Below are 18,216 nucleotides of genomic sequence, written 5' to 3' on the forward strand. Positions count from 1 at the left end.
GTCCGGAGCGACGACCGACAGACGAAAAGGAGGTTACCGTGCGAAGACAATCCAGCCCCCGCACCGGTGGCCGTTTCAGGTTCCTCTTGCCGCTGGCCACGCTTCTGGCCGCCAGTGCGCCCGCTCATGCGGCAGCGCCCTCGGTGCCCATGTTCGGCAGTTTTTTCCCCTACTGGCTGCTCAGCCTTTTTGCCGGCGTCATTCTGACGGTCGTTCTGCGGCTGGTTTTCGTCCTGATCGGCCTCGATGACATCCTGCGCTGGCGTGTCCCTGTCTATATGAGCATGGCTCTGGGGCTCACCTTCATCATCTCTTTCCTGGCATTTGGGCGCTAGAAAATGAAGCACTCCCCTTCCCGTCGCGTTCTCGCCGTCCTCGGTGGCGCAATCAGTCTGGCGATCATCGCCGGCGCAGGCGCGCTCGCCTATCGCAGCCATCTCGAGACACAGGCCAATCCGCTATCCGACGATGCATCGCTCGATGCCGAAACGGTGAGCATCGCCGCCGGCGTTGCCGGGCGCATCAAGGCCCTGCACGTGAGCGAAAACGCCATGGTCCGCGAGGGCGACATTCTTGTCGAGCTGGACGATTCCGCATACCGGATGGCGGTGGAGCAGACCCGCGCGGATCTGGAGATCGCAACGGCGGCCGCCCACGACCAGACGCGCAACATCCAGGCCGAGCGCGCCAATGCGCAGATCGCTGCGGAGCAGGTTGCGCGCGCCACGGCCAATCTCGAACTGGCGACCCAGACGCTCGACCGCCTGCTTCCGATGCAGTCCAAGGGCTATGTCTCCGCGCAGCAGATCGATGACGCCAGGACCGTCAAGCGCGATGCGGAAGTCAGCCTGAACGAGGCGCTGCGTCAGCAGGAAGCCGCCGAGGCGCTGGTGGGCGATGAAGAAGGCGTCGAAGCGCTGATCCGCGCCCGTCAGGCCGCCCTCGCCATCGCCGAACATGAGCTGGCCGGCACGATCATTCGCGCGCCCGCCGACGGACGCGTGGTCGATCTGACGGTCGGCAAGGGCGGCTATGTGCTGCCGGCGCAGTCCATGTTCACCCTCATCAAGACCGATGCGTGGTTTGCCTCCGCCGCCTATGTCGAAACCGTTCTCCCCGGCATTTCCGTTGGCGACTGCGCCACGGTCTACGCGCTTGCCGACCGCAAGCGGGCGATCAAGGGAACCGTGGAGAGCATCGGCTGGGGCGTTTCGTCAAAGGATTTCATCACCCTGCCGGTGGGCCTGCCGATCGTTCCGAAGTCGCTCGACTGGGTGCGCGTTCAGCAGCGCTTTCCGGTGCGCATCCGGCTGGTCGATCCCCCGGAAGATCTCATGAGAGTGGGCGCATCCGCCGTTTCGGTGATCCACCGCGATGACTCCTGCTAGCTCACCCCTTTCGCGCCTGCTCAGCCAGGCCTGGGCCGACCTGCAGCCTTTTGCCGGCCGCTTCGGGCTGACCTGGAGGGTCGCGCTTCTGTGCGCGATCGTCACCGCTGCGGCGATGATGTTCAAGATTCCGGAAGCGTCGATCAGCTGCTACCTGATCATCTTCCTGATGAAGGAAGACGCCGTTCAGAACTGCCTGATGGGTTTCGGGCTGATCCTGCTGGCCACGCTGGTGGTCGTGCTCATGATCCCGGTGATCAATCTGAGCATCGACAGCCCGGCCATGCGGCTGGCGATCATGTTCGGCGTCTCCTATGTCTTCCTGTTTTTGAGCTCGACCACACCGCTCGGAGAGCAGGCCGCCATTGTCGGCCTCATCGTCGCTTTCATCATGACGCTGGTGACGGATGTGCCGATTGGCCAGATCGGCAATCAGGGGCTTCTCGCGGCCTGGAAAATGGCCTGCATGCCCATGGCCCTGATGATCCTGTTCAATCTGGTCCTCGGCATTCCCGCACAGACACTGGTGCGCAACAGGATCGTGCGACGCCTGCGCGCCAGCGCCGACGTGCTGGAGAACCCGGAAGCGGGAGAAGAACTGCAGGAGCTGCTGGCCGAAGGCAACGACCTTTCCCTGCAGCAGATGCTGACGGTGAAGCTGCTTCACCTGATCTCCAAAGAGAAATCGACCTGGCTGAACGGCGCTGTCGAGACCAGCTATCGCGTCATGCTTGCGTCGCTCGCACCTGCGGGCAGCATTGCCCCGGAACGCGCCCGCGCACTGGCAGGTGAACTCCGGCAGGCTGCCGATGAGATCGCCTCGGGCAGCATCCCGGCTGCCCCTGCACCCGAAAACGCGACCGATGACAACACCGCCGCACGCAAACTCTCTTATGCGCTTGCAGCGCTTTCAAAGCCCGATGGCGGCGCGTCGCCGAAGCCCGCCCCGCAGCGGCTTCTGTCGGCTGACGCCTTCACCAACCCCGATCACCAGCGCTATGCGCTGAAAACCTCGCTGGCCGCGATCATCTGTTACCTGATCTACACCGGCATTCAGTGGGACGGCATCCACACGGCCCTGATCACCTGTTATGTGGCCGCGCTCGGCACGACGGGTGAAACCGTGCGCAAGCTCACGCTGCGCATCGTTGGCTGCCTCATCGGCGCTGCCATGGGCGTTGGCGCACTCCTGTTCATCATGCCCCACCTCACCAGCATTGGCGGACTGATGATCCTCGTCTTCGCCGGCACGCTGGTGGGCGCATGGGTCTCCTCCGGGAACGAGCGCATCTCCTATAGCGGCGTCCAAATCGCCCTCGCCTTCCTGCTGACCACGCTGAACGGATTTGGCCCCAGCTTCGAGTTTTCGCAGGCTGGCGACAGGATCATGGGCATTTTCGTCGGCATCTTCGTGATCTACGTCATTTTCACGCAGTTCTGGCCGAAAAGCGTCGTCAACGAGGTGCGCGACACGCTCGACCGCGTCAGTGGCGATCTCAAATCTCTGGCTGGCGAAACCAAGGATCGGCGCGACAGCGATCTGGCGATTTCCATGCGTGCCTTTGGCGATCTGGAACACGCTGACGAGATGCTGGACATGGCCTATTTCGAGCCCCGCAGCGAGCGCGCGCCCAATGAGCAGCTTGATGGGTATCGCGTGACGCTGGAGGAAATGCGCAGCCGGCTCTGTGGCCTTCAGGCCAGGGCATAAAGCCGTGCTCCAGAGACCGAAACAGCGTGGTTAACAAAGAGTTCAAAGCTCAGATTGGAGAAGATTACAAATTTGTAATCGCAAACACCGAACTCATGTCACGTTAATGGACAAGTATTGTTCGCCAGCTTAGTGTTTCCCTGAATCGCATTGAGGAATATCGTATATGTGCACATCTCTTATTTACCGCGACGTCTCCGACAACGTTTATTTCGGGCGGACACTGGAGCTTACGACCGACCTGCCATACCAGGTCGTCTATTTCCCGGCCGGTGTTCCGTTTTCCTCAGAAAGTGAAGGTCACCCGGCCCTCAAGTTTACAGGTAAATACGGATTTGTCGCCGTAACCATGCCCGGCCGCCTGCCGACGGCAGAGGCCCCGCTGGGCTTTCAGGATCTCAAGCCGCTGGAAGGCATGAACGAAAGCGGGCTGACCTTCAGCCTCCTCTCCTACCCCGCTGCCGGTGGCGCCCAGAAGGCAGTCGCTGCAACGCAGGCCGTGCTTTCGGCCACGGATCTGGGTTCGTGGGCGCTCAGCCAATTCGCCACTGTGGCCGAGGTCAAGCAGGCCCTCGGCGAGCAGCCGGTGCTTCTGGAAGCGCTGGCGCTTCTGGGGGGCGTTGAATCGCCGTTCCACTACGTCGTTCACGACGCATCGGGCGCCTGCCTGGTGATCGAGTTCAACAAGGGTGAGATGAAGCTCTATGACAACCCCGTCGGCGTGATGACCAACGGGCCGGAGTTCAGCTGGCACCTGACCAATCTCGACAATTACACGTTCCTCAGCAATGTCGACAAGACGAGCGCGACCTTCGGAAGCTACAAGGCCGTGCAGCCGGATTCAGGGATCGCCACGGCCGGCCTTCCCGCCTCCAACACGTCGGTGGGACGTTTCGTCCGGGCCGCCTACTACGCCCAGTACACCGAGAAGGCGAAGACCGCCGATCAGGCCGTGCAGACGCTGGCGCATGTCATGAACAATTTCGACCGCCCGCGCGGCGTGACCATTGACTATCCGAGCGAGGATGGCGGCCATCTGGAGGTCGCAGGCCTCTCAAATTCGAGCAGCGAAGCCTATGCGACGGAGTTCACCTGCTGGACGAACCTGTCGGATCTGGCCCGCCGCCGCTTCTACCTGCGCACCTATCGCAGCCTGAACTACACCTGCTTCGACCTCAATGAACTGGCTGGTTCGAAAGAGGTCTTCGTGCTGCAGATGGACAAGTTCGACGGTCTTTCCGCAGACGCGACCGACCTTCTCAAGCAGGCCAAGGCCGCCTGATCACGAAACGACGTCATGCGGCCGGCAAAACGCTTGCCGCCGCATGACGCTCCTCCCTGCCCCAACCGAATTCGATAACCGACGGGCTGGTGCAACACCCCCGTCCGCCACGCGATGGAGAGCCGCCATGAGCAAACATCGAAACGACAATCTGGACGAAGTCTACGGCGCCGGCGATCTGGCGCAGGCGCTGCCCAAGTCGCAGTTTCCCGGCACCGAGCGCGATGCGCGCCATGTGTATTCCGCCCTGCGCGACGAGCTGATGCTCGATGGCAATGCACGCCAGAACCTGGCCACCTTCTGCCAGACCTGGGAAGAGCCGGAAATCCATCAGCTGATGGATGACTGCATCGACAAGAACATGATCGACAAGGACGAGTATCCGCAGACCGCGGAGATCGAAATGCGCTGCGTGCGCATGCTTGCCGATCTCTGGCACGCACCGGAAGGCCCTGCCACCGGCTGCTCCACCACCGGTTCGAGCGAGGCTGCCATGCTCGGCGGTCTGGCCATGAAGCGCCGCTGGGAAGCCAAACGCAAGGCCGAGGGCAAGCCCACCGACAAGCCCAACATCATCACCGGCCCGGTGCAGATCTGCTGGCACAAATTCACCCGCTACTGGGACATCGAGCACCGCGAGATCCCCATGGAGAACGGTCGCCTGCTGATGACGCCCGAAGAGGTGCTGAAGCTGTGCGACGAGAACACGATCGGCGTCGTGCCGACGCTCGGCGTGACCTTCACCGGCGAGTACGAGCCGGTCAAGGCTGTCAGCGACGCGCTCGACAAGCTGCAGGCCGAAACCGGCCTCGACATTCCGATCCATGTCGACGGCGCAAGCGGCGGCTTCCTCGCTCCGTTCTGCGCACCGGAGCTGGAATGGGACTTCCGCCTGCCGCGCGTTCGCTCCATCAATGCGTCGGGCCACAAATTCGGCCTCTCGCCGCTGGGTGTGGGCTGGGTCATGTGGCGCGAAGAAGCCGACCTGCCCGAAGAGATGATCTTCTGGGTCAATTATCTCGGCGGCAACATGCGCGACATCGCCCTGAACTTCTCGCGTCCGGGCGGCCAGATCGTCTGCCAGTACTACAACTTCCTGCGTCTTGGCCGTGAAGGCTACGCCAAGGTTCACAACGCCTGCTACAAGAGCGCCAAGTATCTGGCTGACGAGATCGCCAAGCTGGGCCCGTTCGAGATCGTTTTCGACGGCGACAAGGCGCGCGGCATTCCGGCTGTTTCCTGGAAGATCAAGGACGGCACGGAGCCGGGCTTCACCCTGTTCGACCTGGCGGACCGTCTGCGCGTGCGCGGCTGGCAGGTGCCGGCCTACACGCTGCCGGCCAATTGCCAGGACCATGCCGTGCAGCGCATTCTCGTGCGCAACGGCGTGAGCCTCGATCTGTGCTCGCTCCTGATCGAGGACATGAAGGCCGCGCTCGAGCATCTCGAAGCGCACCCGAAGAAGACGCCGCTCGGCAGCGAAGACTTCTCCGGTTTCCACCATTGAGCGCGGCCTCACGGCTGCCCTCCAACCGGGACACGCGATGAGCACGCTGTCTGATACCGGGAACAAGGGGGCCACGCACGCTCGTGGCCCCTGGCCTTTCATCACATTGCGCAGTTTCGTGCTGCACGGCCAGCACATCGTTCTGAAATCGCGTGAGCGGCGCAAGGGGCTGATCCGCTTCCTGCAGCACGATGATGCGCCTGCCTGGCGGCAACCCGCCTACAATTGGTGGATGGGTCTCATCTTCGCCTGTGGCGCTTCGCTTTTCATGCTCGGCGCGGCGCTCTCCCTCGTTCACACATCGCTGGCGAACTGGCAGATCGGCCTCGTCTTCTTTCTGGGGTCCATCCCCTTCACCACCGCTGCCTTCATGCAGAACCTGCAGGCCGCAAATGCGCCCGACGACGCCCCTCCGAAGGCAAGCGCGGCTCCACAGCCCTTCCGGGTGATCGGCTGGCGGCCGGGCAATCTGGGCTGGCTGAGCACGATCACGCAGTTCGTCGGCACCATTGCCTTCAACTTCAACACGCTCGACGCCATCCATCCGCTGCCGGGCTGGTATGCGCAGGATCTGACCATCTGGCTGCCCGGCATTGTCGGCTCCATCCTGTTCATGATCTCCGGCTATCTGGCCTTCATGGAAATCAGCCATGGCTACTGGTCATACAGCTCGCGCGACATCGACTGGTGGATCGCCTTTTCCAACCTGTTGGGCTGCATCTTCTTTCTGACGGCCGGCGTTCTGGCCTTCGTTCCCAGGGGGCCTGAACCGGGCTGGATCGCGGATGTTGCCAACATCCATCTTTTCCTTGGAGCCACGGGCTTTCTGGTGGGCGCAGTGCTGATGATGCGCGAAAGCAGGCAGGTCGAAACAATCGACAACGCCCGCAAAACCGCCTCACAGGCAACAGCGTAGTTTTCCGGATGGGCGCAGAACGCCCGTCCATGGATGCCCCGCCTCAGGCAAAAGCCCTGCGGCGACGATTGCAACAATCATAAATTAGACTATAAGACTCAAGTTTAATTTCAACGGTTGCAGCAGGGTGCATTCATGACGATGCCAGGTTCTTTTCGCGCGCAGTTGCGTCTCCCGCAGATGGCCGGTTCGCGATTAACGGATGCGCTGATCAAGGGCATGGGCGCAGAGCCTCTCGAAGAGACGGCGCAGGGCACGCGGCTCGCGCACACATTCGGCCGCATCGCCGTCGAGACGCAGGCATCGGGCCTTGATATCAGCCTCGATGCGGATGACCGTACGTCGCTTGCCTATCTGCAGCTCAGCATCAGCCACCGCCTGCAATCGCTCGAAAAGGGCATTGAGCTTCCATGGGACAGCGACAACAGGCCCGGCATGCTGCTCCCCTATTTCCGCAAGATGCAGGTGGTCTCCACGCAGGACCTCACGCCCTCCATGCGGCGTGTCCGGCTTGCCGGTGAGGATCTGGAACGGTTCTCCCGCAACGGGCTTCACATGCGACTTCTGTTTCCGCCCGCTGGCAGCACCTCCCCTTCATGGCCGCAGATCGGCAGGAATGGCGACGCCGTCTGGCCCGACGATGAAAACCGCCCGGTCGCACGCGTTTACACGATCCGCACGATTGACGTGGCCGCCGGGCTGATCGACGTGGACATGGTTCTCCATGAGGGTGACGCCTATCCCGGCGCAGGCTGGGCGGCGCGTGCAAAGCCGGGCCACATCGTCGGCATGACGGGACCGGGCGGCGGCGAAGCCCCGCACACCGCCACGCTGGTGCTTCTGGGCGATGAAACCGCCCTGCCCGCCATCGGCCGCATTCTGGAAGGACTGCCGAAGGAGACGAACGCCATCGTGCGCATCGAGATCGCCAGTGAGGAGGAGAAGCAGCTGCTTTCCACCCGCGCGACACTCGATCTGGAATGGCTCGTGCGCGGCAATGCAGAGGCTGGAACGACGACGCTTCTGGTAGAGGCGGCAAAAGCTCTGGATATCAAGGGAGACGATCCCGATCTCTTCGTCTGGGCTGGATGCGAGTTCTCCGCCTTCAAATCCATCCGCAGTCATCTGCGCAAGGAGCTGCGGCTGCCCAACCGGCAGCATCTGGTCGTGTCCTACTGGCGGCGCGGCGTGGCCGGCGTTCACTAGGGGCAGGAAAGTGGGAACCGGTTTTCCGTCCCCGGACACGCGATTGCGCTCCGGGCCGGACTTCAGATCCGGCCCGGCTTCAAGGCTCAGATTTCCACCGTGCGGCCGGAACCGCCAACACCAAAAGCCTGTAGCAGCGCCGCCGGCGGCGCGACTTCCCGCTCACTGCCCGACTGAAGCAGGAAAGCCGTGGTCTGCGGCTCGCGATAGGCTTCCGTCGCCGCGCGCGATGCGCCCGTGCACAGGGCGCGAATGGCGCGAAAGCAGCCGCTATGGGTGACGACCACATGCGCCTGATGAGGGTCGAGCCCATCGAGCCATCCTTCGATCCGCGCGAAAAGCTCATCCTTGCTTTCGCCGCCGGGCACCCGGTAGCCCCATGGATCGGCTGCATGCTGCCTGAATTCTTCGGGCCGGTCGGTCTCCACGTCACTGAGCGTGTTTCCTTCCCAGGCGCCATAGGCGCGCTCGGCGATGTCGGGCGCTTCGATGAAACGGTCAAAGCCGATCTGCCAGCAATCCGCCAGAATGGACGCCGTCTGCCGGGCGCGCCCCAATGGGCTGACCCAGAAGCACACATCCCCGGGCAGGGTTCGCATATGCGCATCGACCGTTGCGGCGACGGCAAGACACTGCCGCATGCCATTGAGCGTCAGGGGCGCGTCCCTGCGCCCCTGCAATCGCCCCTGCCGGTTCCACTGGGTCTCCCCGTGCCGGATGAGCAGGATGGGCGGATAAAGGCCGGGCTCCCGGCCCGACGCCTCACATGCGTCACCGGCATGACCCGCTTCACGGGCAAGCATCTCGTCAGTCATGGATCAGAACGCCCTCCTGATGGCGCACGTCGAGACTGACCGCCTCACCGGCCTGCCGCCGCCCGCTGCCACGGTTATGGACTTCGTCCACGAGGAGCGTCTGGCCGGAGACCTCGACCGCATAGCGGATCATGCCGCCAAGGAACTCGGCGGATTGAACCGTGCCGCTGAGATCCGCATCCCCATTCTGCGCAAATGAAATGCTCTGCGGCCGCAGAACGAGCTTGCCCGCGCCGGGTCTTGCATCCGCCGCGCAGGGAATGGCGATGCCGGACGGCAGCACGAATGCGTTTCCGTCCGTCCGCTGTTCCACCACGCCTTCCAGAACATTGGCCGTGCCGAGGAATTTTGCCACGAAGGCATTGGCCGGCGTGTCGTAAACCTCGTCGGGCCGCCCCACCTGCTGCACGACGCCATCGGCCATGACCGCGATGCGATCGCAGATCGTGTTGGCCTCCTCCTGATCGTGCGTGACGAAGATGGTCGTGATGCCGAGCCGCCTTTGCAGTTTCAGGAGATCCTGCCGCATCTGTACGCGTAAATTCGCATCCAGATTGGAAAGCGGCTCGTCGAGCAGCAGAACACGCGGCTCCACGACGATGGTGCGGGCAAGCGCAACACGCTGCTGCTGGCCGCCGGAAAGCTGCGAGGGATAACGCTCGGCATACTGGTTCATGCCGACCATCTCCAGCGCCGCACTGACGCGCTTTGCAGTCTCCGCCTTCGGCACACGGCGTTCATCAAGACCGAAGGCGACGTTGCGCGCGACGGTCATGTGGGGCCAGAGCGCGTAGCTCTGGAACACCATGCCGACATTGCGCTTCCACGGCGCGGTGCCGACAACATCCTGCCCGCCAAGCAGGATCTGCCCTCTGGGCGTCGGTCCGAAACCGGCAATCGCGCGCAGCAATGTGGACTTGCCGGAGCCCGAGGGACCGAGGAAGGCGAAGAACTCGCCGGGCTCGATCTTCAGGTCGATGCCTTTCAGCACCTCCGTCCTGCCAAAGGAAAGCGAGACGTTGCGAATGTCGATCTCGACCGGCTCCACCCGGCCTGCGCCTTTGTCTGCGGTTTCAGCGGGGCCGTCGCCCGTCATGGATTTCATGGGCATGTTCATCTCAATGTCCTCCCCCTGGGGCGCTGGCGGCAGCCTGGTTGCGGCGGGCGTTCTCGACCAGACGATGCGACAGGTAGGTCGCCAGCCCGACGATCACGACCGCCATGATGCCCAGCGCTGCGCCGGGGCCGCGGCCTGCCGCCGATTGCATGAAAAGATAAAGTCCGTAGGCCAGCGGCGCGTCTTTCTCGCTGGAAACCAGCATGATCGTCGCCGAAAGCTCCACGGCTGCGGTTGCGAAACTGGTCACGAAACCGGCCACCAGACCGCTCACCATGAGCGGCACGACGACACGCCGGACCGTGCGCAGTTTCGATGCGCCGAGGTTCTCGGCCGCTTCTTCGAGTGCCGGTGAAATCTGCTGCAACGCGGCGGTGCATGAGCGCAGCGCATAGGGCAGACGCCGGACCGCGAGCGCGATCACGATGATGCCCCACCAGGTTGCCAGAGGCTGGCCGGTGAGCGGCATCTCCACACCGTAATAGACACGCAGATAGCCAATACCCAGCACCACGCCGGGAACGGCGAGTGCGGAGACCGCCATATAGTCCAGCCATTTGCGCCCGATAATGTTTGTGCGCAGAACCAGATAGGCGATGGCCGTGCCGATGATGATGTCGATCAGGCCCGCGAGCCCGGCATAGAGAAGCGTGTTCTGGATGAAGCCCCAGGCCGAGGTCAGCGCTGTCTCATAGTGCGCGAGCGTGAACCCGTCGGGCAGGACGCCGAACGACCAGACCGTGCCGAAGGACAGAAGCAGGAGCCCCAGATGCGGCGCAAGCACCAGCGCCAGGATCAACAGAACGACGATGTAGCAGAGCACCGCCTCGCGCCGCGTCAGATCGCGCCTGGAAAGTCCGCCACCGCCCTTCTGCGTGGTCGAATAATCCTTGCCGCGCATGCCGAGGAACGACACCCACATGGCGAAGATCGAGAACACGATCAGGATGCACGAGATCACGTAGCCCATCGGATCGGAGATGCCGACCGAGGAGATGCGCAGATAGGCCTGCGGGGCGAGCATGGTGTTGACGTTGAGCAGAAGCGGCGTGCCCAGATCGTCGAACACCTTGACGAAGACCAGCGATGCGCCGGCGATATAGCCGGGCATGGCCAGCGGGAACACGATGCGCCGGAACATGCGCACGCCGCTGGAGCCAAGCATCTGGGCCGCTTCTTCCATGGAGCGGTCGATGTTGCGCAGGCTGGCCGAAAGATTGATCAGGATGAACGGGAAATAGTGCAGGCTCTGCACGAAAATGACGCCGTTCAGCCCCTTCATGAAGGGGATCGTTATGCCGAAATATTCACGCAAAAGCAGGTTCACGCTGCCATTCGCGCCAAACAGAAGCTGCATTGCCACCGCGCCGATGAAGGGCGGCATGATGAGCGGCACGAAGGCCAGCGTCTGGATGATGACCGAGCCGGAGAAGTTGAACCGCGTGGTGAAATAGGCCAGCGGCAGAGCGATCGCGGATGCGATGACCACCGACATGCCCGCCACATAGACGGAATTGTAGAAAGACTGGCGAAACAGCGTGCTGGCGAAAAAGTCCTGGAAATTCACCAGGGTGAACGCGCCGCTGGAGGGATCCTGAAAGGCGACCTGGATGACTTTCAGAACCGGGACAACCAGAAATGCGCCGAGAAACAGGACGACGATGCCAGCCGCCAGATAGGGTCCGACAGACACGTTGAGCGCCGGCCGCCGAAGGGCTGCAGTGGGCATGGAAATGCTCCGTGGGAACAGGAAATCTTGAATGGCCAAACCGGCCCTGGAGCATCGGACCGGGAACCGGTCGCGGCCCGATGCTCAATCAATGGATCAGATCGTTCCGTGAGCGTCCGAATGGACGCCTGAGGACCTAAAGCAGAGACTTGGCCTTCTCGGCCAGTTCAGTGGCCTTGCGGTAGTTCTCGACCACCATGGCGTCCCACTGCTGCTCGATCTCGGCCTGACGGCCTTCGACCTTGGTGTCGGCCTCTTTGCGCTTCACCGTGAAGATCGCATTGAAGTCCGGATCGGCGGCTTCTTCAGCGGAGACCGGAAGCGCGTTGATCAGGGCCTTTGCTTCCTCGATCAGCTTGGCGGCCTCGGCATTGCCGGAGCCGGCTTCGGCGAGCGCAGTGTCCGCCGCCTGCACGGCAGCCGTGGCGTTGCGCAGATCATCAAGCCGGTAGGTGATCATCACGTCGAACAGCGAATTGATCACATTGTAGCGCTGCTCCGACACGTCGCTGTCGAAGTTCACCTTGGTTTCGATCGAACCGTCGAACGGGTTGGGCAGACCTTCCGGCGCGCCCGCATAGGCGTTCTTGTTCACCGGCAGACGCATGATCTTCGGATCGAAGAGCAGTGCCTGGCCCTTTTCCGACAGAAGGAAGTCGATGAACTTCTGCGCCGGCCCCTCATTGGGCGCATTGGCGACAACGCCGATATTGGCCGGCACCAGCGCCGTCACGCTCGGATAATGGAACTCGACCGGGAAGCCGGAGGCCTTGGACGAGAATCCGAAGAAGTCGATCACGATGCCGACGCCGAAGGAACCGCTGTTGACGCCGTCCGGCACGCCGAAGCTGCGCTCGGTGATCGTCTTCGCGTTGCCGGAAATCGCCTTCAGCGTCTTCCAGCCTTCCTCCCAGCCTTCACCCTGGAGAATGGTCTCGATGGTCAGGTGCGTGGTGCCGGAACGCGATGGCGAGGAAATGCCGACATGGCCGTGATAGACCGGCTTTTCGAGGTCGTCCCATTCCTTCGGCGCGGGCAGTTCGTAGGCGTCCATGTAGCGGGTGTTCCACATAAAGCCGTAGCCCGAGAGGGCGAAGCCCAGATACTGGCCGTCCGGATCGTTGATCGGATAGCCGTTGAGATCGGCCGGGATGCCATCGACCTCTTTGGAGTAGCTGCCGAGAAGCTCTTCGCCCTTCAGCACTTCGAACGCATCCGGCGCGGAAGCCCAGAAAATGTCGGACTGGTTGTTCTGCGCCGTCTCGATCAGATATTTCACGCCCGAAGACGTGCTCTTGTTCACCACCTCAACGGCAATCGAGGGGTTCTCCTTCATGAAGGCGGTCTTGAAAACATCCGTCAGATCGGAGGGAAAGGACGTTACGATGACGAGCTTGTCGTCGGCCGCATAAAGCGGCGACGCCGCCAGCAAGGCCGCGGCCGCGACCCCCAGTCCCAGCGTGCGATACGGCTTGCGTTTGATGTCAGGCATAAAATTCCTCCCAGAAATATACCGCGATCTTTTTCATCGCGAACAATCAGGAGCAACCGGCGTGCCAGTTTGCGCACCGCCCGGAATTTTTCGGCAATCCATTGATGTTCATGGGAAATTCAGGACGCGGAACTGACCGGCGAACGGGTCGTTTTTGACACATCCGCCCCAATCACGTGTCACTTTCGACACGCTCATCCTCCATGAAATCCTCCCGAACGAGGCCGTGGCGCTGCATTCTGAGATAGAGCTTCTTGCGCGGAATCCGCAGATGATCGGCGGCCATCTGCACCCGTCCGCCAGTCCGGCGCAGCGCTGCGGCAAGAACGCGCTTTTCGAATGCGTCAAGCTGGTCGGCAAGGCCGGGTTCCGCTCCGCCCATGGCGTTGCCCTGCGTCTCGCCGTCAATACCCAGCGCATGACGCTCTGCGACATTGATCAGCTCGCGGACATTGCCCTTCCATGGCCGCCGGCTCAGCTCTTCCAGCAGGTTCTGGTCCGGCTCGACAAAGCCGCGCTGAATCCGCCGGCCCGCCTGCTGTACATAGTGCATGAAAAGAAGCGGCACATCTTCCGGGCGCTCCCTGAGCGGCGGAATGGAAAGCGTCGCGACGGCGATGCGATAGTAGAGATCGGCGCGGAACGTGCCTTCCTCGGATGCCTCTTCGAGATCCTTCTTCGCGGCTGCAACCACCCGCACATCGATGCCGATCTCGTCCTTGCCGCCAAGCCGCGTGATGGTCTGCGACTGGAGCGCGCGCAGAAGCTGGGTCTGATGCGCAAGCGGCATGCTCTCGATCTCGTCGAGAAACAGCGTTCCGCCGCTCGCCTGTTCCAGCCTGCCGATGCGCCGGCGATCCGCCCCCGTAAAGGCACCCGGCTCGTGGCCGAACAGTTCGCTGGCGATCAGCGTGTCCGGCAGCGCGCCGCAATTGAGCGCGACAAAGGGGCCGTCGCTGCGTTGGCCGAGCGAATGCAGCGCATTGGCCACCACTTCCTTGCCCGACCCGGTTTCGCCATAGATGACGGTGTTGACGTCGGCCAGCGCAACGGCGGCGATGCGCTTGCGCAAGCGCTGAATGGCCTCGCTGTTGCCGATGAGCTGCTTTTCCAGCGCGTAGGGCGCGCCCGCACCGCTGAGCAGCTGGCGGTTCTGAAGGATGAGTTGGCGCATTCTGGCGCCGCGTTCCACCGCCGCCAGAAGCACCTCCGGCTCCGCCGGTTTCTCGATAAAATCATAGGCCCCGTTGCGAACCGCCGACACCGCCATGGGCACATCGCCATGACCGGTGATGATGATGACGGGGATATCGCGGTCGATCTCCTGAACGGCCTCCAGAAGGGCAATGCCATCCATGCCGGGCATTCTGAGATCCGAGACGACGACGCCCGGCCAGTTCCGGTCAAGCACGCGCAGCGCCTCCCGCCCATCAGCGAAGGTGAACGGTTCATAGACCTCCAGCGCCAGCGTCTCCGCCCAGGCGTCACGGATTTCCATGTCGTCATCCACCAGAATTACCGGTATCGCATTCATGTCTTGAACAGCTCCACGGTTGCGATCACGCCGCCTTCCTCCCTGCGTTTCAGTTCCAGACGGCCACCCAGATCGCGAATGACATTGTACGATATGGAGAGGCCGAGCCCGAGCCCTTCGCCCGGCGGCTTTGTCGTGAAGAACGGGTCGAACAGCTTTCCTTCAAGCCCCTCGGCAATGCCCTCGCCATTGTCCTCCACCTCGATGCGCGCCAGCATTTCGGTCTCGCTGATGCGGATGGTGAGCCGGGCCGGGTGAACCGGCTCGGTGGCGTCGAGCGCATTGGAAACGAGATTGACGAGCACCTGCTCCAGAAGTGCCGGCTCCGTCATCACGTGAACCGGGTGCGGCGGGTGCTCCATGACAAGCGCGACCCCCTGCCGCTCGATCCGCTCCTTGAACAGGGTCAGCGCGTTCGCGACCACCTCCGTCACATCGTTGCGCACCAGCACATCCTGCGGCCTGCGGGCGAAGGTCTTCAGATGATTGGAGGTTTTCGCCAGCCGCTTGATCAGCCGTTCGATGTCGCCCAGCTTCTCCCTGCCCTTGTCGATGTCGCCGCGCTCCAGATAGCGCAGCGCATTGTGCGTATAGGACCCCATCGCCGTCAGCGGCTGGTTGAACTCATGCGCAATACCCGCCGAAAGCTGCCCAAGGGCGGCAAGCTTTGCCGCCTGCACAAGTTCTGCCTGCGTTTCGCGCAGTTCGGTCTCCACCTGTCTGCGCCGCTCGATCTCCGATGTCAGGCTGACATTGGCCTGCCGCAGCTCGCGCGCCCGCTGGTCGAGCGCTTCGGATTTGTCGCGGAAAAGGCGAACCGCATCCGCAAGCTGGCCGATTTCGTCGGAACCCGAAACGCCCACCTGAATGCCTTTCTCACCACTCGCAATGCGCCCCATCGCCTCCAGCACCTTCATCAGACGCTGGAACAGGTGCCCGCGCACGAAGAAGTAGGAGAAGGCGAGCAGAAGGAGCAGAAGAATGGCGGTGCTGAACGCGTTGAACACCCGCCAGCCCGACAGGACATCGTTGATTTCCACAGACGCAAGGCTCGACCGAAGGCCGCTTTCGCGCACCGCGCCGGCAACCACATTGCCAAGCTCTTCAAGCAGCGAGGCGTTCATTTCCTGTAACTGCGCGCTTTCAGCCAGAAGCCCGCTTTCGTTCAACCGGCGATCCAGAAGGTTGTCCGGCTCGGTGGCGAACAGGGCGATGTCGTCCCAGATCTGGCGCAGCGTGATGGCGCTTGCATTGCTCGCGATCAGCGCCGCATTGGCGTTGCCCTCATCGACCGTTTCCGCAAGCCGCCCCTGCAACTGTTCGATCAGGCGGAAATCGGTCTCGCTCGCGCCGCGCAGGATCATCCCCACCGCCAGATTGGCGCTGGCGTGCAGACGGCCAAGCGCCTCCGTCAGACGCACCTCGCGCTCGACGAGACTGCGCCGCGCATTGTCGGCGAGGCCTTCGCCGGCCCGCGCCTCAAGCGCCGATTCCACATTGAACTTGGCGTCCACCAGAAGCGGATCGACCTCCAGCAGAAAATCGCCGTGCAGACGGTTGAGACGCGCCGTCTCCTCCTCCCGCTGCTTGGCGAGAACGAAGCGCCGCGCCACATTGCGGTCGAGCGCCAGCACATTGGCCTCCACCTCGGCCAGCACGCCACCCAGCCCGCTGAACGCCTCATCCTTTCCCATGCCCGTCGCCAGAAGCTGGCGAAGGTGCCCGAAATGGTCCTCGAGCCGCTCAAGCGCGGATTCCCGTTCGAACCGTGTGCGCGCACTGCCAAGCATGGGCACATCGACGCGAATGGCCTGACCGATTTCGGCCAGCCGGGCGCTGGCCGCCGCCGTCTTGAGATTGTCCGACGCCAGATTGGAAATGGTGTTGCCGACATTGCCCAGCGTGAAATTCGCCACCAGCATCGCCACGATGGCGAAACCGGCAATCGTCGCCATGGCGACCAGAAGCTTGCTGCGCAGGGAGGTGGAATGGCCGTTCACGGCGCGCGCCCGGATGTGAGTTCGGCCAGCCGGGCGTCTCCGCGCGCGATCAGTTCGCGGGCGCGGCTGAAGCGGCCTGAAAAGTCGCGCGACCAGCTGTCCCGCAATGTGCCTTCGCCATCGGCGGAAAGATCGACGAGATCGCTTCCTTCGAGCTGCGAAATCAGCTCTGCGGCATCCGACATGAAGGAGGCGACCGGCACGGTCTCCACCCGGTCGCGCGCCTCGGCGATGAGATTGCGCAATTGCGGATCGTCAGCGGCTTCCGGGGCCGCCACGAGGCGGTCGATGCCGGCCCGGATCTCGGCGAGTTCCAGATAACGATAGGTGATCATCTCGTCGAACAGCGCATTGACGATGGGAAGGCGGCGCGCGGCGAGGGCCGCATCGAAGGCCGCGCCTGCGCTGTGTTCAGGCTCGAACCCCACCTGCCCCCAGAGGTCCGGATTGACGGGGATGCGCGCAATGGCGGGGCGCAAGAGCAGGTTCTGCCCCGTGTCGGAGCGCAGGAACTCAACGAAATCCACCGCCAGCGGGTTCTCCGCGCCGGTGCGGGCAATGCCGACACTGGCCGGGAAGACCGCACTGTCACGCAGCGGCGCAAAGGCGATGGGCGGCTGCGTTTCATTGGTCGCCTTGGCCAGAAAGTCGATGCCAATGCCCAGCTCGAACCGGTTTCGGGCGATGCCCTCGCGCACGCCGAAACTGCGCGCCGTGACAGTGGCCAGATTGCTGCCGATACGCGACAGGAGCGCCCACCCTTCATCCCAGCCCAGGTTCTGCAGGACGGTCTCGACGAACAGATGCGTGGTCCCGCTGCGCGCCGGCGATGTCATGCCGATGCGGTTGCGATAGCGGTCCTGCGCCAGAAGCTCCACCTCGGCGGTTGGCCCTATCGTCTCGCCATCGGGCTTCCACATCAGGCCGATCTGCGACAGCGCGAAGCCGAAACGCGCGCCGCTTGCATCATCCACCACCAGCCCGCCGAAATGCGACGGATCGGAAGAAAGCTCCGGCCGGTGATCGAGCAGGCCGTCGGCATCGAGCGCCGCAAAGGCAACGGGCGAGCTTGTCCAGACCACATCGGCGACCGGGCGGCGACCTTCACGCATGTGCCGCATCAGCGCGATCGTGTTCTTGTTGGTCACGCAGGCGCGGCCATAATCGCTGGAGAACCGCTCCACAAAAGGCCGGTAAAAGCTTTCGGGGTAGGAGGTGATGATCTGGAGCCGGCATCCCGTGTCGGCGGCCTGTGCAAACGCCGCCCCCGACAGCCAGACGCAGGCCGACACCACCCAGCAATGTAACAATCTGCGCAAAGGCTCTCCTCCCAGGGAGGCCAGGCCGCACGGCATCGCCGCGCCTCCTCGGCGCATCAACCTCCCCCTGTCACGATAGCGCAGCCCTCAAGGCCCCGCCACTTAGCCAGTTCCGGCGCGACATCCCAACTTCGCGCCAGCGCCATTCCTGCCTTACCCGGACAAAGCACGTCAACATGCGAGATGCGCCTGGTGGACTA

At 63.0% G+C, this 18,216-nt stretch carries 14 protein-coding genes; 7 read left to right on the plus strand and 7 right to left on the minus strand.

Annotated elements, in window-relative coordinates; translation table 11 throughout:
- The first annotated feature begins 38 nt into the window (after positions 1–38).
- From NDI72_RS08205 to NDI72_RS08235, 7 genes are all read left to right on the plus strand, one after another.
- The gene (locus NDI72_RS08205; protein WP_222473794.1) at positions 39–335 is read left to right on the plus strand and encodes a YtcA family lipoprotein; all 297 of its coding nucleotides are present in this window, start codon (positions 39–41) and stop codon (positions 333–335) included.
- 3 nt (positions 336–338) lie between these two features.
- Positions 339–1,388: a multidrug transporter subunit MdtN gene (mdtN, locus tag NDI72_RS08210; protein ID WP_283800173.1), complete on the plus strand. Its 1,050-nt coding sequence runs from the start codon at positions 339–341 to the stop codon at positions 1,386–1,388.
- Complete coding sequence (locus NDI72_RS08215) at positions 1,375–3,099, plus strand: FUSC family protein (protein ID WP_283800174.1); 1,725 nt, start codon at positions 1,375–1,377, stop codon at positions 3,097–3,099. Before mdtN ends, NDI72_RS08215 begins: the two co-directional genes overlap by 14 nt.
- 166 nt (positions 3,100–3,265) lie before the next feature.
- Positions 3,266–4,381, plus strand: coding sequence for a linear amide C-N hydrolase (locus tag NDI72_RS08220; protein ID WP_283800175.1), 1,116 nt, complete (start codon positions 3,266–3,268; stop codon positions 4,379–4,381).
- A 127-nt stretch (positions 4,382–4,508) separates the two neighbouring features.
- Complete coding sequence (gad, locus tag NDI72_RS08225) at positions 4,509–5,888, plus strand: glutamate decarboxylase (protein ID WP_206544605.1); 1,380 nt, start codon at positions 4,509–4,511, stop codon at positions 5,886–5,888.
- A 37-nt stretch (positions 5,889–5,925) separates the two neighbouring features.
- The gene (locus NDI72_RS08230; RefSeq protein WP_206993933.1) at positions 5,926–6,804 is read left to right on the plus strand and encodes a hypothetical protein; all 879 of its coding nucleotides are present in this window, start codon (positions 5,926–5,928) and stop codon (positions 6,802–6,804) included.
- A gap of 135 nt (positions 6,805–6,939) precedes the next feature.
- Positions 6,940–8,010, plus strand: a complete 1,071-nt coding sequence (locus tag NDI72_RS08235) for a siderophore-interacting protein (RefSeq protein WP_283800176.1) — start codon at positions 6,940–6,942, stop codon at positions 8,008–8,010.
- Between the two features lie 86 nt (positions 8,011–8,096).
- Here NDI72_RS08235 and NDI72_RS08240 read toward each other — a convergent pair whose 3' ends face one another.
- The 7 genes from NDI72_RS08240 to NDI72_RS08270 form a co-directional block, all read right to left on the minus strand.
- On the minus strand, positions 8,097–8,825 hold the full coding sequence (locus tag NDI72_RS08240) for a histidine phosphatase family protein (protein ID WP_224873275.1): 729 nt from the start codon (positions 8,823–8,825) through the stop codon (positions 8,097–8,099).
- The gene (locus NDI72_RS08245) at positions 8,818–9,942 is read right to left on the minus strand and encodes an ABC transporter ATP-binding protein (RefSeq protein WP_283800177.1); all 1,125 of its coding nucleotides are present in this window, start codon (positions 9,940–9,942) and stop codon (positions 8,818–8,820) included. Before NDI72_RS08245 ends, NDI72_RS08240 begins: the two co-directional genes overlap by 8 nt.
- Before the next feature lies 1 nt (position 9,943).
- On the minus strand, positions 9,944–11,671 hold the full coding sequence (locus tag NDI72_RS08250) for an ABC transporter permease (RefSeq protein ID WP_113154157.1): 1,728 nt from the start codon (positions 11,669–11,671) through the stop codon (positions 9,944–9,946).
- A 136-nt stretch (positions 11,672–11,807) separates the two neighbouring features.
- Entirely contained in the window at positions 11,808–13,163 is a 1,356-nt protein-coding gene (locus NDI72_RS08255) for an extracellular solute-binding protein (RefSeq protein WP_206544600.1), read from the minus strand.
- A gap of 172 nt (positions 13,164–13,335) precedes the next feature.
- The gene (locus tag NDI72_RS08260; RefSeq protein ID WP_283800178.1) at positions 13,336–14,697 is read right to left on the minus strand and encodes a sigma-54-dependent transcriptional regulator; all 1,362 of its coding nucleotides are present in this window, start codon (positions 14,695–14,697) and stop codon (positions 13,336–13,338) included.
- Positions 14,694–16,697: an ATP-binding protein gene (locus NDI72_RS08265; protein ID WP_283800179.1), complete on the minus strand. Its 2,004-nt coding sequence runs from the start codon at positions 16,695–16,697 to the stop codon at positions 14,694–14,696. The genes NDI72_RS08260 and NDI72_RS08265 overlap by 4 nt, the downstream gene beginning before the upstream one ends.
- Entirely contained in the window at positions 16,694–18,016 is a 1,323-nt protein-coding gene (locus tag NDI72_RS08270) for an ABC transporter substrate-binding protein (RefSeq protein WP_283800181.1), read from the minus strand. The genes NDI72_RS08265 and NDI72_RS08270 overlap by 4 nt, the downstream gene beginning before the upstream one ends.
- Positions 18,017–18,216: the final 200 nt, after the last annotated feature.

Origin of the sequence: Nitratireductor sp. GZWM139 (assembly GCF_030068685.1) — a bacterium.
Lineage (GTDB): Bacteria > Pseudomonadota > Alphaproteobacteria > Rhizobiales > Rhizobiaceae > Nitratireductor > Nitratireductor aquimarinus.